Consider the following 14,290-nt stretch of genomic DNA (forward strand, 5'->3'; position numbering starts at 1 on the left):
CGTACTGCCGGATACTGCTATCGCTGCCCCGCGCTGGCCGTCAACGGCTTTTCGCGCAGCAGGGCCCGCCCCGGCAGGGCGGTCGCGGCCAGGGCCAGGAGGACGACACCGGCCGCCACCGGCAGCACCAGCGCCGGCGAGACGTACGGTGCGGACTCGGTCAGGCCCCGGGCGACCGGAACCAGGGTGACCCAGGCGATCGCGCCGCCGAGCAGCAGGCCGGTGGTCGCCACCAGCAGCGCCTCCCAGCGGAACATGCCCCGCACCTGGCGCCGGGTGGTGCCCGAGAGCCGCAGCAGGCCGACCTCGCGGCGGCGGTCCAGCACCGTCATCACCAGTGTGTTCGCCGCCGCGACCGCCGCGAAGCCGCCCAGCACGCCGGCCATCACGGTGTTCGCCCAGGTGTTGAGCTCCTGGTCGTGGTTGGCCGCGGTGGCGTACCCGGCCGCGTCCGTCACGGTCACCGGGGCGCCGTCGCCGAGCCCGGCCAACGCGGCGGCCACGGCCCGCCGGTCGGCCCCGGGGGCGTCGCTCACCAGCACCTGGCTGTCGTAGCCGGTGCCGACGTGGGCGGCCAGGGCAGCCCGCGGCAGCAGCAACTCGCCCATTCCCAGGCCGCGTTGGTAGGTGGCCACCACCGTCGGCCGGACCGGCGTGCCGTCGCCGAGCTGCATCGGCAGGCGGTCGCCGACCTTGACCTTCATCGTGTCGGCCACGGTGGTGGCGACGGCGACCGTGTCCGTGCCGCCGGCCAGCCCGCTCAACGAGCCGTCCCGGACCCCGAGGTTCAGCACCTTGGACGGGTCGCCGGAAACGCCCAGCACCGTCGCGGTGTTCAGCGTGTCGCCCGAGCGCAGCACCGCCCCCGTGTGCAGCACCCCGACGGCCTGCGCGACCCCGGGTACCCGCGCGGCTCGCGCGGCGGCGTCCACCGGCAGCCCGGGGCCGGCCGAACCGACGATCTGGTCGGCCACCATCCCGCCGCGCACCTGCTCGGCCGAGACGTGCTCGATGCTGCTGCCCATCACCAGCAGGGTGCCGCAGAACGCGGTGACCATCACGATCGGGGTGATCGCCGAGGCCAGACGGCGGGCGTTGGCCCGGGAGTTGTCGGCGGCCAGCGAACCGGCGGCACCCGCCGGACGGGTGCGCAGCGGCAGGCCGAGCACGGTGGTGGCGAGCCAGGCGACCAGCGGGCCGAGCAGCGCCATCGCCAGCAGGAAGCACATCACCACGCCGAGCGCGGTGTTGGCGGCGTCCGCCCCGCTCTGCCCGGTCGTCACCTCGGCCAGCACACAGCCGCCGACCAGCGCCAGCAGACCGATCGTGGTGCGGATCCAGCCCGGCCGGGCGCGCTCGACGGCGCTTTCGCCCAGCGCCTGGCTCGGCCGCAGCTTCGCCGGGCGGCGCGCGCCGAGGTAGCCGGCCAGCAGGGCGGCGAGCAGACCGGAGCCGGTGGCCACGAGCATCGGGATCGGGCCCACCGAGAGCGAGACGCCCGCCGGAACGGCGCCGCGCGAGACCAGCTGCCCGAACCACCAGTGCGCCAGGCCCAGACCGGGCAGGATGCCGAGCAGCCCGGCCAGCGGTGCGATCAGCACCGCCTCGGTGGCGATGGTGCGCCGGATCTGCCGGGGTGTCGCGCCGATCGCCCGCAGCAGCGCGAACTCGCGGGCCCGCTGGTTGGTGGCCAGCGCGATGGTGCCCATCACCACGAAGACCGCCGTCATCGTCGCGACGCCGCCGAAGCTGCCGCCGAGCGCGGTCAGCATCACCTTGGCCTGGAGCAGCAGCGGCTGCTCCACGGTCGCCCGGCCGTCGCCGGTGAACACCTGGGCCTGGCCGCCGACCGCCTGCCGCACCTGGGCGGCCACCTCCTTGACCGGCACACCGGGGCGCGGCTGGACGGCGATCGCGTCGATGCGCCCCGGGTGGCCGGAGAGCTGCCCGGCGACGGCGTCGGTGAACCAGGCACCGGCCGCCCCCACCCGGGCGTCGGCCAGCCCTACGATGCGGTAACTGCCGCTGCCGGTCGGCGCGGTGAGGGTGACCCGGTCGCCGACGGCCAGGTGCGCGGCCCGCGCCGTCGCGGCGTCCAGCACCACCTCGCCGACCCCGGGGGCCCGGCCCTCGGCGAGCAGGCCGCCGCCAGGACCGGGCTGCGTGCCCGGGACGGTACCGGGCTGCGTGCCCCAGGCGGTCAGCCCGATGCTCGCGAAGCCGTGCGCGGTGAGCACCGGCGCGCCGGGCGTGGTGGCCTGGACCGGGAACGCCAGGTCGGGCAGGGCCGCCGCGACGCCGGGCAGCGCGGCCAGTTTGTCGGCCAACGCCGCGTCCACCCGGGCCCGTTCGGGCAGCGGGGCGCTCACGGTCTCGTGGCTCTGGCCGTGCTGTACGGAGATCTTCGCGGACGGGTCGGCGGCCACCAGCACGGGTGCGTTCGCGTACCGGACCGGGGAGAGGTGGGCGGTCAGCCCGGTCTGCAGCAGCAGGCCGCAGGCGGTGATCACCGAGGAGGCGAGCAGCAGGGCCACGAAGCTGCCGACGAAGGAGGAAGGTCGAAAGCGCACGGCGGCGCGTGCCAGGCCGTTCATCATGCCGCGACCGCCGAGCTGTAGTCCGCGGCGGTGTTCGTGCCGGTGCCGGTGCCGGTGCCGGTGCCGGTGCCGGTGACGGCGGCCGTCAGGCTGAGCATCCGGTTGGCGACCGTGCCCGGGTCGGGCCGGTGGAGGGAGTCGACCAGCTGACCGTTCGCCAGGAAGAGCACCTGGTCGGCCTGAGCGGCGGCGACCGCGTCATGGGTGACCATGACCACGGTCGCGCCGAGCTCGTCCACCGCGTGACGCAGCAGGCCGAGCACCTCCAGCGCGGTGCGGCTGTCCAGTGCGCCGGTCGGCTCGTCGGCGAAGACCACCTCCGGGTTGGTGATCAGGGCCCGGGCGATCGCCACCCGCTGCTGCTGCCCGCCGGACAGCTCCCCGGGGCGCCGCCTGCCGTGGTCGGCCAGGCCGACCCGGGCCAGCAGCTCCTGCGCCCGTCGCCGGTCCTGCCGCTCCCCGGCCAGCCGCTGCGGCAGCAGCACGTTCTGCTGCACGGTGAGCGAGGGGAGCAGGTTGAAGGACTGGAAGACGAAGCCGATCCGGCTGCGGCGCAGCTTGGTCAGCTGGTTCTCGTTCAGCCCGGTCAGCTCGGTGCCGCCCAGCAGCACCTGGCCCGCGTCCGCCCGGTCCAGCCCGGCCGCGCACTGCAGGAAGGTGCTCTTGCCCGAGCCGGAGGGGCCCATCACGGCGGTGAAGGTGCCGTGCGGCAGCACCAGGTCGATGCCGCGCAGGGCCTGCACCGCCCGCTCGCCGCGGCCGTAGGTCCGCCGCACCCCGCGCAGCTCGACCGCGAACGGCGAGCCGGCGGGCGCCTGCGGCGAGGACGGAGCGGAGTCGTGACGAGGGCGGCGGCCTTCGCGCGGTGCCATGGGAGTTCCTTCCAGCGCGGGTTTTCTGACCCTGCCAACGCTAGGAATTCGCCGTCCCACCAGCCATGGTGACCACCCGTGTCTTGGGGGTGGGGTTATCCCCCCTGCCCCCGGGGGCTGCCCCTAGGCCTCGTGCCCGCCCCGTCCGAAGAGCTGCTCCAGCGCCCGGCGATCACGCTTGGTCGGCCGCCCCGCGCCGTGGTCGCGCACGGCCACCGGGGCGGGCCCCTGCGAGGCGGGGGCGGGCGGGCTGTTGTCGACGAAGCAGTCGACGGCGACCGAGGCGCCCACCCGCTTGTTGATCACCCGGGAGACCACGACCACCCGGCCCCAGTCGCCCTGCCGCACCCGCACCTCGTCACCGACCCGCACCGCGTGCGCCGGCTTGACCCGCTCGCCGTTCACCCGCACCTGCCCGGCCCGGCACGCCGCGGCCGCGACCGCACGGGTCTTGGCCAGGCGCACCGACCAGATCCAGCTGTCGACCCGCGCGGTGCCTTCGTCTACGCCCATGCCTCGACTCTAAGCCACCGCTCTGACCTGTTCGACTCTGTTGGTGTCTGTGCGCTGCTGCGAATGGCGGCGGGAATGCCGAGTTCGTGTCCGATGGGCCGGGCCGCCGAAACGGGGGATGAGTTGCGCAAGCGGGAGAGTATCTGCGTGTGACGTGACATCAGCAGGGTGCGATTCAACTGATTCTGATGTTCATTCAGTTTATACCGCCCACTCGGACAACGCCTCAGGTCAGCCAAGGTGCGGCGCCTGCCAGGCAGTTGTTTCCGTCGTTCGCACCACTGGATGACGATCGGTGACTCATGCCGCTCCCAGGTAAACCCAAGGTTGAATCCTGCTCGGACTCTTGTTTGACCTGACCATGCCTGGTTAATCTCAACGCCAGTCGCCCGGACGAACGTTGATTCGGGCCGCGGTACCCCCACATTTCGCAATGCCCCCGATCCACCAGCCATTGGAGGCAGTTCGTGCTCAGCACCCTCACGGCGACCGGCACCCCCACCGCCGCTCGCGCCCGTCGCATCGCGCTCGCCCTCACCGGGACCGCCGCGCTCGCGCTCTCCGCGTTCGCCACCGCCGGCCCGGCCGGCGCCGCCACCGCGGCCACCGTCCACAGCAAGGGCGGTGTCTCCTGGGTGCAGTCCTGCGCGACACTCGCGGCCGGCGACACCATGGCCTGCAACGCGCTCAGGGTCACCAGCGTCGCCCAGCACATCGCGCCGCTCGGCGTCACCCCGAACGCGGCGCCCTCCGGCTACGGCCCGAGCGACCTGCTCAGCGCCTACAACCTCCCCGCGAACGGCGGCGCCGGGCAGACCGTGGCCATCGTGGACGCGTACAACGACCCGAACGCCGAGTCCGACCTGGCCGTCTACCGCTCGCAGTTCGGCCTGCCGTCCTGCACCACGGCCAACGGCTGCTTCAAGAAGGTCAGCCAGACCGGCAGCACCACCAGCCTGCCGTCCAACAACTCGGGCTGGGCCGGGGAGATCTCGCTCGACCTGGACATGGTCTCGGCGATCGCCCCCAACGCGCACATCATCCTGGTGGAGGCGAAGACCGCGACCACCGCCAACCTCGGCACCGCGGTCAACGAGGCCGTCAAGCTGGGCGCCAAGTTCGTCTCCAACAGCTACGGCGGCAGCGAGTCCTCCGCCGACCCGACGTACGACAGCCAGTACTACAACCACCCCGGCGTGGCGATCACCGCTTCCGCGGGTGACTCCGGCTACGGCGTCGAGTACCCGGCGGCCTCGAAGTACGTGACCTCGGTCGGCGGCACCGCGCTCTCCAAGGCGTCCAACGCCCGGGGCTGGACCGAGAGCGTGTGGAACACCAGCAGCACCGAGGGCACCGGCTCCGGCTGCTCGGTCTACGACGCCAAGCCCAGCTGGCAGAAGGACACGGGCTGCAGCAAGCGCACCGTCGCCGACGTCTCGGCGGTCGCCGACCCGGCCACCGGTGTCGCGGTCTACCAGACCTACGGCGGCTCGGGCTGGAACGTCTACGGCGGCACCAGCGTCGCCGCCCCGCTGATCGCGGGCGTCTACGCGGACGCGGGCACCCCCTCGGCGGCCGTCCCGGCGGCCGACGCCTACGCCCACCCGAGCGCGCTGAACGACGTGACCAGCGGCGCGACCGCCAGCTGCTCACCGTCCTACCTCTGCAAGGCGGGCGTGGGCTACGACGGCCCGACCGGCCTCGGCACCCCGAACGGCCTGGCAGCCTTCACCGGCTGACGGTTGCCCGGCCCGGTCGAGCATCCCCCTCGCCGGGCCGCGGAACCCCCACCGCACGCCACCGCGCCCCGCCCGTCCCCGGCGGGGCGCGGTGGCGTGCGGCTCCGCATTTCGCTGGCCGGGGCTCCGCGCCGACTGGCAGGATGGGCCGCAATGACCGCCAACCCTGCCAACCCCGTCAACCCTGCCAACCCTTCCGGCACCCCCATCCCCTTCGACCACCGCGCCGCCGCCCGCGACAGCCTGCGCGGCCTCGCCACCGGCGACGCCTTCGGCGCCGAGTTCTTCGTCCCGGACAACCTCCCCGCGCTGCGCGAACGGCGTCTGCCGCCCAGCCCCTGGCCCTGGACCGACGACACCGAGATGGCCTGCTCCGTCTTCGCCGCGCTGCGCGACCGCGGCACCGTGGACTCCTACGAGCTGGCGCACTCCTTCGCCGAGCACCACGACTTCGACCGCGGCTACGGCGCCGCCACCAACCGCCTGCTGCGCCTGGTCCGCGAGGGCGGCAACTTCCGCAAGCTGGCCGCCGACCTCTTCGACGGCCAGGGCTCCTGGGGCAACGGCGCCGCCATGCGGGTGGCCCCGCTCGGCGCCTGGTACGCCGTCGACCCGGGCGAGGCCGCCTGGCAGGCCGCCCGCTCGGCCGAGGTGACGCACACCCACCCCGAGGCGGTGGCCGGGGCGATCGCGGTGGCACTCGCCGCCGCCTGGGCGACCCGGGCCCGCGTCCAGTGGCTCAGTGCTGCTGACCTGCTGGCCGCCGTCCTGGAGCTGACCCCGCCCAGCCGGGTCCGTGACGGGATCGCCGAGGCCCGCCGCCTGCTGGGCCAGGACGCGGTCTACGTTGCCCAGGTGCTCGGCAACGGCCGCTACGTCAGCGCGGTCGACACCGTGCCGTTCGCCCTGTGGTGCGCGGCCCGGCACCTGCGCGACTACCCGCAGGCGCTGTGGACCACGGCCGGGCAGGGCGGTGACATCGACACCACCTGCGCGATCGTCGGCGGCATCGTCGCCGCGAACGTCGGCACCGAGGGCATCCCGGTGCAGTGGCGTGCGGCGACCGAGCGGCTGCCCACGTGGGTGGACGAGGAGACGCTCGGCGCAAACCTCGGCCCGGCCGACTTCCCGCGCCACACGCGGATGGCGCAGCCCGAGCCGATCCCGGTGCCGAACGTGGCCTGGACACCCGGGCAGTGGCAGCGCATCCGGCACGGCGTCGCCTCCCGCTCGATGGAGGAGCGCTGGGAGTCGTACCTGGTGGACGCGGGCGACCATCTGCTGATCTTCCGCAACTCGATAGACCACCCGCTGTACGACGTGGCGATCACCCACACCCCGCACGGCCCGCGCCCGACCGCCGCGTGGGTGACGGGTACTCACCGGCAGCGCCGCGGTGGCGTGACGGCCGACGTCGCCTTCCTGGAGTTCCTGCTGGAGAGCCTCTTCGGCCGGGACCGCCCTGAACCGTGGGACCGGTACCAGAAGTTGTCGACCGGCTCCTGAGCAGTGCCCCGGCCGGGATGATCTTCGATCGCTGAGCTGTTGGCCACGAGCGGGCGGAGGGGCGGCCCGGACATCACCTGCCGGCCCTAGCACCCGCTCGTTTCCATTCCCACGAAACCAAGGGGGCCAGGCGTGATCGACGCACGACAGCGCAACACCGCTCTCCTCGTTGCCGGCTGCTTCTTCATGGAGAACCTCGACGGCACGATCGTCACCACCGCGGCCCCGGAGATCGGCAGGGCGCTGGGCACGTCCTCGACCTCGACAGGGCTGCTCGTCACCTCCTACCTGCTGACCCTCGCGGTCCTGATACCGCTCAGCGGCTGGCTCACCCGGCGCTTCGGCAACCGCAGGGTGTTCCTGTCAGCGATCACGGTCTTCACCCTGGCCTCACTCGGCTGTGCCCTCAGCGCCAACCTCGGCGAACTCCTCGCGCTGCGGGTCCTGCAAGGCGTCGGCGGCGCGATGATGGTCCCGGTCGGCCGCCTCATCGTGGTGGCCAGGAGCGAGAAGCAGGACCTGATGAGGATCACGTCCTACATCGTCTGGCCCGGTCTGCTCGCCCCCGTCATCGCTCCGCTGGCCGGCGGCCTGATCACCACGTACATCTCGTGGCACTGGCTGTTCCTGATGAACATCCCGCTCGGGATCGCGGCCTTCGGTGTCGCCTGGCGGCTGATCGAGGACACCGGCGCCACCACCCCGCCGCCGCTGGACTGGGCCGGCGTCCTGCTGACCTGCACCGGCCTGGGCGGGTTCACCTACACCGCCCACCTCGTTTCCGAGACCACCGCCTCCTGGACGGTGGCCGCCGTATCCGGCGCCGTCTCCCTGGCGCTGCTGGCAGCAGCCGTGCTGCACCTGCTGCGCACCCCGTACCCGCTGGTCAGCCTGCGGACCCTGCGTATCCCGACCTACCGGGCCACGGAGTTCGGTGGCTTCCTGTTCTGGCTCGTGGTCGGTGCCGCCCCCTTCCTGCTGCCGCTGCTGTTCCAGACCCAGTTCGGCTGGAGCCCGGTCAAGTCGGGCTCCGTCGTGCTGTGCGTCTTCGTCGGCAACATCGCCATCAAGCCCGCGACCATCCCACTGATCAACCGCTTCGGCTTCAAGCCCCTCCTGGTCGTGGCCACCCTCGGCGTCGCCGTCACGATGGCCTGCCTGGGACTGATCACCGCCACCACCCCGCTGCCGGTCATCGCCGCGCTGACCCTGCTCAGCGGGGTCGCCCGCTCGCTCGCCCTCACCGCGTACGGCACCGTCTCGCTCAGCGACGTCGCCCCCGAGCAGATGCGCGACGCCACCACCCTCGGCGCCACCACCCAGCAGCTCGCGAGCGGTCTCGCCGTCGCGGCGGCCACGGTCGCCCTGCGGCTCGGAGACCGGCTCGGTGGCCTCCTGCCCGGCACTCACACGCACACGGCCGCCTACACGGTGGCTTTCGGACTGCTCGCGCTGGTGGCACTCGGCGCCACCTGGTCCGCGCTCCGGCTGCACCCCCAGGCCGGCGACTCCGTACGCCAGCACAGGCCGCCCCACGCGACCGAGTCACCTGAGCCCGGTGCCGCGACGACGGGTCGGAGCGTCACCGGCCGGTGAAGCCCTGCCGTGGATCAGGCGGCAGAGCAGCGGCAGTTGGGGCCATCCTGGACCCGCCCGGGGGTGGCGCGGGCGGGTCGGGTGCGGCTTTATCCGCTCAGGGGCGCAGGGTGACGGCGATCAGCGGGACGAGGAAGACGAACAGCCCGGCGGCCGAGACCGCGTAGGCGGCGAGCGTCTCGGACCGGTCGTCGGTCCGGGGGCGCTCAGGAGCGGGCTCCTGACGGTCGATCACAGCTGCCTCGCTCCCCGGATCGCCTGCGCGAGGCGGGCGACTTCGAGCAGGCCGAGCGGGCGCAGCTGGATCAGGACAGCGCCACTTTCGGTGACGCGCCAGCCGTCGTCGAGCGGATCGAGGTCCACCGCCGCATCGGTGATCGCTTCATTCAACTCAGCGATCGAATTTGTTACTTGCTGGCGCAGACTGCTCACGCGTCGGCCCCCGAGGTGTTTCCGGCCCCGGTGTCGGACGTCTCCCGGGTCGGCGGCGGCTTCTCCAGCCACCGCGGATCCGCCTCCCACTCGGGCCCGCCGCGCTCGGGGCGCAGGTAGACGACCCGGCTGACCTGGTCCATGAAGACGCCGAGCCGCTCGTTGAGCGCGTCGTAGACCAACTCGCCCTTGCGCTGAGGCTGGTAGGTCAGCTCCGGCGGGTGGGTGCCGGAGGGCCTGACCGCCGGGTAGGCGAGGGTGAGCCGCTGCCCGAGCTCGGGGCGCCCGCCGCAGTCGGCAGGGCAACGACACTCGGGCATGCCGCGGTCGAAGAGGGAGAATCCCCCGTCGATGGGCCCGGGATTGTTGATCTGATTATCTGTCATTTGCTGTGCTCCGCTGCCTTGTTGGCATGGGAAGTAGCTCCCAGTGATGGAGCGGATTCCCAGTGTTGCCATTCTCTTCCCAAGCATCGGCACGTCTGCTTAGGATCGGAAGCGGTTGCACTGCACAGCTGCCGCTGTTGTATTGGAGGCACCCCCATGAACAAAAAGGATCTTGATCCAAGCGAGTCCCCGTTGGCCGCATTTGGCCTGCAGCTGCGCAGGTTGCGCGAGGCGGCGGGGTTGACGCAGGGCCAACTCGGCAAGCTGTTGAGCTACAGTGCCGGCTTCATTTCGTATGTTGAACGGGGAGAGCGCAAGACAAAGTTGAGCTTTGCGCAGCGTGCCGATCAGGTGCTGGGAACCGGCGGAACGCTGGAGCTCATGTGGTGGGGGATGTACCACGCAGCGCTGGTCGAGGGCTTGCCTGCGTTTGCTGCGGAAGAGGCGCTGGCGGCGCTCATCAGAATGTTCGAAGTCGACGTGATCCCGGGGCTGCTGCAGACGAGGGAGTACATGCTCGCTCAGTTGACGGCTCCGGGCGCGGGCTTCTCGCAAGAGGCCGTCGATGAGCGCTACGAATTCCGGCTGGCCCGCCAGCGTTCCTTGGAGCGCACGCCGCCGCCAATCGTTCACGCCATCCTGGACGAAGGCTGTCTGCGTCGCGTCATCGGCGGTCCGGAGATCATGGCCGGACAGCTGCTGCACCTTGAGAAGCTGGCCCGCCGGCCGAACTTCATCATTCAGGTTGCCCCGTTCACGCTGGGGGTGCGCCGCGCCCTGGACATGCCGGTGGCCCTGCTGACTCTCCCGGATCGGACCGTCCTGGGCTACACGGAGACCATCCAACGCGGCTACCTGGAGCGGGAGACTGAGCTGATCGACTCCTGGTCCAGACTGTACGATCGGCTTCAGGCTGAGGCGCTCCCACCGGCCGACTCCCTGAGCATGATCCGCGCAGTACGGAAAGGATTCCTCAATATGGCTGCCGCCGACTACTCGAACGCTTCGTGGCTCAAGAGCAGTTACAGCAACGGCAACGGCGGCGCTTGCATCGAGATCGCCCCCTCCTTCGGCCCCACCCTCCCCGTCCGCGACTCCAAGGACCCGGAGGGCCCGGTCCTCGCCTTCCCCGCCCCCTCCTTCACGGCCTTCGTGAACGGTGTCAAGGCCGGCCAGTTCGACCGGCTCTGACGGTTCAGGCCCCAACAGGCAATCCACGCCCTGCGCAGGAAGCCAACGAGGGCCTGTGGCAGGTCCAGTGCGGCAGGACAGGTAGTCACCAGGGCTCCCCGGCAGAAGAGTTGAGACGTCAGACGCCTCACTCAACGGCTTGGGAGCCCTGTCCGTTCTTCCGGTCCGCAGGACGCCACCGACCCGTTGCCTACGAGGTCCAAACACCCACTGGAAGAGATTTCGGAGTTGTCCGAAATGGCGCCGGCCAGGATACTTTGACCGCCTGGCTGGACAGTCGGGCTGCGTGAAAATCGCTACGGGGGAATGAATTTTGTTGCGCTCGAAAGCATCTGGAATTCCGGCGGACCGCGTTCGCGGATCGGGTGGGGGCCGGTGAGCGAGATCAGCATGTCGCATGCGGGGGAGAGGAAGCCCTCATGATGTGGCAACAGGACTCTGCCGCAGTGCCGGCACCGGCGGACAGGATCGAGTGGTTCACGGAGGCGATGTCCAGCGGGTTGATGCCGTTGGACTTCACCATTGACCGCACGGTCGAGTTCCATGCCGAAGCGGCTCTGCTCGACCTCGGCACCGTGCGAGTCTCAAGGATCTCGCACTCGTTCTTGCGATCGCGGCGCACACGAGCCCTGATCAGGAGGGAGGATCCTGAGCAGTACCAGCTCGGCCTGGTGACCGGGGGCTCGATGTCGATCTCCCAGTCCAATGGCGAATCGGTTCTACTGCCTGGTGACATGGCGCTATGGGATACCTCGCGGCCGTTCCAGGCCGGGGTGGGCGGGAGCGCGGGGATGGAGGCGTTCGTCGTGCAGATTCCCAAGGGCGTGCTTCCGCTGCGCGCCGACCGTATCGACCGGATTCTCGCTCAGCGCATTTCGGCAGGCAGCGGCATGGGCGCGATCTTCGCGCAATTCGTGACGGCCCTGGCCGGCCATGGCTCTTCCTGTACGCCGCAGGACCGGGTTCGACTGGGTGCGACCGTGGTGGACCTGGCAGCCACCTGCCTGGCACAGCAGCTCGGCGCTCTCCACGAGGCACCTGCTGATGCGCGCGCCTGCGCCATGTTCGAGCGGATCGACGCGTTCATCGAGCAGAATCTCGCCGATTCGGAGCTGACCCCGCGTGTCATCGCGGAGCGGCACCACCTCTCGTTGCGTGGCCTGTACAACCTCTTCGAGCGATCCCCGGAGGGTGTCGCGGCCTCGATCCGCAGGCGCCGCCTCGAACGCTGCCGAGCCGATCTCGCCAACCCCGAGCTGGAGAAGCGCCCGGTGCAGGCTGTCGCCGCCCGCTGGGGCTTCACCGACGCGGCCGTCTTCAGCCGGGCGTTCCGTGACGCCTGCGGTCTCACCCCCACCGAATACCGTCATCAAGCCCTGCGTGGTGCCCTGCACGCATCGTCAAGGAACGGCGCACGCGTTGCAAAGGCCTGACGGCGTCCCGCCGATACGGTTTCTCGAAGTAAGGAACCACACTCGGCACCCGGACGCCGCCTTCATCGCTGTGCGTGTGACGGGGTGCCATCCGCTCGAAAGGCGTATTTCCATGCACAAGGCGCTCATGGGCAAGACCATGGCCATTGTCGCGACCATCCCAATGCTGATGCTGGCCGCGAGCGGATCGGCTTTCGCCGACAGTGAGATCACTTGGACGAATGTCAAGACCGGCGGATGCCTGACAGTGAACATGGACTCCAACACGGTTCAGACCAATATTCCGGACGTCAACTCGGCCTGGTCGTGTTCGCACCTGAACACCGACAACCACTGGTGGGACTCGCAGGACAACCTCAATGCGCCGAACGGCGCCTACGCCGAGCACCCCGACTCCAACAGGTCGCAGTGCCTCACCAGTTACTGGCCGGACTCGACCGGTGTCGGCGCCGTCTACCTGGAGCAGTGCTCCAGCCCGATCAACTGGTATGAGCAGTGGTACGAGAACCGCAACTCGGACGGCACCTGGCAGCTCAAGAACCGCGAAACCGGAGCGTGCCTCGACAGCGGCAACGACGTATCGGGAAACGGCCTCGGGGCTGTCTACGCGATGGCTTGCGGCAGCGATTACCAGAAGTGGAAGTAGCCTCGAAATTTCGTGATGGTCCGCCAGTTGATCTGGCGGACCGTTTCGGTCTGTCGAGCCGGCTACGGGCAGGTCGGCGGCCCGGCTGTCGCATCGGGCGAGCGCCGGGTGAATCCTCACGCGGGCGTGATCCGGACGTGTGTCAGCGCCGGTGCCTGCGCTTCGTCTTGGTCAGAGCTCGCTGGCGGAGCAGGTCTTGGTAGAAGCGCGATCGGGCTTCGTGGATCTCGCTCCACTCCACGATGTCAGCGGCGCTCTCGGCGTCGTCCGCGGTGCCGGTCATGCCGGCGTGCGCGACAACCCAGAGCCCCTCCCGGATCCGCGCCCTGCACTCGTCCCCGAGGTGACCGCGTCCGTGACCCACCTCGGTCCAGTGGGCATCTCCGCCGGCCATGTACCAGAGCATGTCCATCAGGTGACCCCGAGCCGGCGACGACACCTCACCGGCGAGAGCTGCCAGAATCACCTGCACCGCGGGCACGGATACCTCGAACAGGTTGGTCTGGTGCTCGATGTGGTTGTCGAGAGTGGGGCCCACTATGTCGGTCGACGTCTCTGCCTGAAGGACCGTCTCGAACGTCAGCGGAATGTGCTCGGCCGTCTTCCCGCAGCCGCACCGCAGTCCGCCCCAGTCATGGCGGCTCAGTTCAGCGCGGACCAAGGCGCTGACGCCGAAGCCACCCCCCGTGTTCATCAACCTCGATGCTCCCGTCCTGGATCAGTGGGGACACAGCATCTCGCGTCGGAGTGGCCGGCTCAAGGTTCTTCACGGGACTGGGGTCAGGGCCGGTTCGACCGGCCCTGACGCCGCACCGGGCTCAGGCGCCTGTGGTCCCGTCCAGGCCCTCGCGCAGGAAGTCCGCGTGGCCGTTGTGGCGGCCGTAGTCCAGGAGCACGTGCATCATCACCATCCGCAGCGATACGTCCTCGCCCCAGCGGGGCTGGTGTCCGGCCAGGTCCAGTGACTCGGCGGCCTGCTCGATGCGGCGCGAGTTCGCCACCTCGGCCTCCCAGGCGGCGAAGGCCTCCGACCTGGTGGATGCGCTCGCGTCGTACGCGGCCTGGAAGTCGATCTTGTCGGACCAGACCATCGGCGCGTCGTTGTCCTCGAAGACCCGGCGGAACCAGGCCCGCTCCACCTCGGCCATGTGCCGCACCAGGCCGAGCAGGGTGAGCGTCGACGGCGGCATCGAGCGCTGCCGCAGTTCCTCGTCGGTGAGCCCTTCGCACTTCATCGCGAGGGTCGCGCGGTGGTAGTCCAGGAAGGCCCGCAGCATCTCGCGCTCGCTGCCGAAGTGGGGCGGTCCTACACGGTTGTCGCTGGTCACTGGTCGTCCTCCGTAGTCGTATCGTCCGGAGCGCCAGTATTCCTCCCGGCC

At 70.6% G+C, this 14,290-nt stretch carries 13 protein-coding genes and 1 pseudogene; 6 read left to right on the forward strand and 8 right to left on the reverse strand.

Translation table 11 applies throughout. The annotated features are described in order from the left end of the window. Nucleotides 1-17: 17 nt before the first annotated feature. The 3 genes from ACFZB9_RS16655 to ACFZB9_RS16665 form a co-directional block, all read right to left on the reverse strand. On the reverse strand, nucleotides 18-2,597 hold the full coding sequence (locus ACFZB9_RS16655) for an FtsX-like permease family protein (protein ID WP_391447706.1): 2,580 nt from the start codon (nucleotides 2,595-2,597) through the stop codon (nucleotides 18-20). Then, nucleotides 2,594-3,469, reverse strand: a complete 876-nt coding sequence (locus tag ACFZB9_RS16660) for an ABC transporter ATP-binding protein (protein WP_391447708.1) — start codon at nucleotides 3,467-3,469, stop codon at nucleotides 2,594-2,596. The genes ACFZB9_RS16655 and ACFZB9_RS16660 overlap by 4 nt, the downstream gene beginning before the upstream one ends. Nucleotides 3,470-3,592: 123 nt before the next feature. Further along, complete coding sequence (locus tag ACFZB9_RS16665; RefSeq protein WP_391447710.1) at nucleotides 3,593-3,982, reverse strand: RNA-binding S4 domain-containing protein; 390 nt, start codon at nucleotides 3,980-3,982, stop codon at nucleotides 3,593-3,595. Between the two features lie 467 nt (nucleotides 3,983-4,449). Between ACFZB9_RS16665 and ACFZB9_RS16670 the strand changes: the two genes are divergently transcribed. From ACFZB9_RS16670 to ACFZB9_RS16680, 3 genes and pseudogenes are all read left to right on the forward strand, one after another. After that, entirely contained in the window at nucleotides 4,450-5,721 is a 1,272-nt protein-coding gene (locus ACFZB9_RS16670; RefSeq protein ID WP_391447712.1) for a peptidase S8, read from the forward strand. 153 nt (nucleotides 5,722-5,874) lie between these two features. Further along, a pseudogene (locus ACFZB9_RS16675) lies at nucleotides 5,875-6,807 on the forward strand (ADP-ribosylglycohydrolase family protein); the annotation flags it as partial. A gap of 552 nt (nucleotides 6,808-7,359) precedes the next feature. Continuing rightward, the gene (locus tag ACFZB9_RS16680) at nucleotides 7,360-8,823 is read left to right on the forward strand and encodes an MFS transporter (RefSeq protein WP_391447714.1); all 1,464 of its coding nucleotides are present in this window, start codon (nucleotides 7,360-7,362) and stop codon (nucleotides 8,821-8,823) included. Nucleotides 8,824-8,920: 97 nt separating this feature from the next. Here the strand turns inward: ACFZB9_RS16680 and ACFZB9_RS16685 are convergent, their stop codons facing one another. The 3 genes from ACFZB9_RS16685 to ACFZB9_RS16695 are packed head-to-tail and all read right to left on the reverse strand — an operon-like array spanning nucleotide 8,921 to nucleotide 9,641. Beyond that, nucleotides 8,921-9,058: a hypothetical protein gene (locus ACFZB9_RS16685; protein WP_391447715.1), complete on the reverse strand. Its 138-nt coding sequence runs from the start codon at nucleotides 9,056-9,058 to the stop codon at nucleotides 8,921-8,923. After that, nucleotides 9,055-9,255, reverse strand: coding sequence for a hypothetical protein (locus ACFZB9_RS16690; protein WP_391447716.1), 201 nt, complete (start codon nucleotides 9,253-9,255; stop codon nucleotides 9,055-9,057). The genes ACFZB9_RS16685 and ACFZB9_RS16690 overlap by 4 nt, the downstream gene beginning before the upstream one ends. Beyond that, nucleotides 9,252-9,641 (reverse strand): hypothetical protein, encoded by a 390-nt coding sequence (locus ACFZB9_RS16695; RefSeq protein WP_391447718.1) that lies wholly within the window; start codon nucleotides 9,639-9,641, stop codon nucleotides 9,252-9,254. Before ACFZB9_RS16695 ends, ACFZB9_RS16690 begins: the two co-directional genes overlap by 4 nt. A gap of 156 nt (nucleotides 9,642-9,797) precedes the next feature. Here ACFZB9_RS16695 and ACFZB9_RS16700 point away from each other — a divergent pair, with 156 nt between their 5' ends. From ACFZB9_RS16700 to ACFZB9_RS16710, 3 genes are all read left to right on the forward strand, one after another. Continuing rightward, nucleotides 9,798-10,832 (forward strand): Scr1 family TA system antitoxin-like transcriptional regulator, encoded by a 1,035-nt coding sequence (locus ACFZB9_RS16700; RefSeq protein ID WP_391447720.1) that lies wholly within the window; start codon nucleotides 9,798-9,800, stop codon nucleotides 10,830-10,832. 419 nt (nucleotides 10,833-11,251) lie between these two features. Beyond that, a complete protein-coding gene (locus ACFZB9_RS16705; RefSeq protein ID WP_391447722.1) occupies nucleotides 11,252-12,265 on the forward strand; it encodes a helix-turn-helix domain-containing protein in 1,014 nt (337 codons plus the stop codon). A 112-nt stretch (nucleotides 12,266-12,377) separates the two neighbouring features. Beyond that, nucleotides 12,378-12,911 carry a hypothetical protein gene (locus ACFZB9_RS16710; protein ID WP_391447724.1) on the forward strand — a complete coding sequence of 178 codons (534 nt, stop codon included), beginning with the start codon at nucleotides 12,378-12,380 and terminating at the stop codon, nucleotides 12,909-12,911. Nucleotides 12,912-13,053: 142 nt separating this feature from the next. On the opposite strand, the gene ACFZB9_RS16715 is transcribed toward ACFZB9_RS16710, so the two are convergent. After that, the gene (locus tag ACFZB9_RS16715; protein WP_391447725.1) at nucleotides 13,054-13,605 is read right to left on the reverse strand and encodes a hypothetical protein; all 552 of its coding nucleotides are present in this window, start codon (nucleotides 13,603-13,605) and stop codon (nucleotides 13,054-13,056) included. 124 nt (nucleotides 13,606-13,729) lie between these two features. Continuing rightward, on the reverse strand, nucleotides 13,730-14,239 hold the full coding sequence (locus ACFZB9_RS16720; RefSeq protein WP_391447726.1) for a DinB family protein: 510 nt from the start codon (nucleotides 14,237-14,239) through the stop codon (nucleotides 13,730-13,732). Between the last annotated feature and the right edge of the window lie 51 nt (nucleotides 14,240-14,290).

The organism is Kitasatospora sp. NPDC008050, assembly GCF_042957465.1.
Classification (GTDB): Bacteria; Actinomycetota; Actinomycetes; order Streptomycetales; family Streptomycetaceae; genus Kitasatospora.

Coding starts and splice junctions, on each gene's coding strand:
- ACFZB9_RS16655 (WP_391447706.1), bottom strand. CDS start 2,597: ATGATGAACGGCCTGGCACGCGCCGCCGTGCGCTTTCGACCTTCCTCC.
- ACFZB9_RS16660 (WP_391447708.1), bottom strand. CDS start 3,469: ATGGCACCGCGCGAAGGCCGCCGCCCTCGTCACGACTCCGCTCCGTCC.
- ACFZB9_RS16665 (WP_391447710.1), bottom strand. CDS start 3,982: ATGGGCGTAGACGAAGGCACCGCGCGGGTCGACAGCTGGATCTGGTCG.
- ACFZB9_RS16695 (WP_391447718.1), bottom strand. CDS start 9,641: ATGACAGATAATCAGATCAACAATCCCGGGCCCATCGACGGGGGATTC.
- ACFZB9_RS16700 (WP_391447720.1), top strand. CDS start 9,798: ATGAACAAAAAGGATCTTGATCCAAGCGAGTCCCCGTTGGCCGCATTT.
- ACFZB9_RS16705 (WP_391447722.1), top strand. CDS start 11,252: ATGATGTGGCAACAGGACTCTGCCGCAGTGCCGGCACCGGCGGACAGG.
- ACFZB9_RS16710 (WP_391447724.1), top strand. CDS start 12,378: ATGCACAAGGCGCTCATGGGCAAGACCATGGCCATTGTCGCGACCATC.
- ACFZB9_RS16715 (WP_391447725.1), bottom strand. CDS start 13,605: ATGAACACGGGGGGTGGCTTCGGCGTCAGCGCCTTGGTCCGCGCTGAA.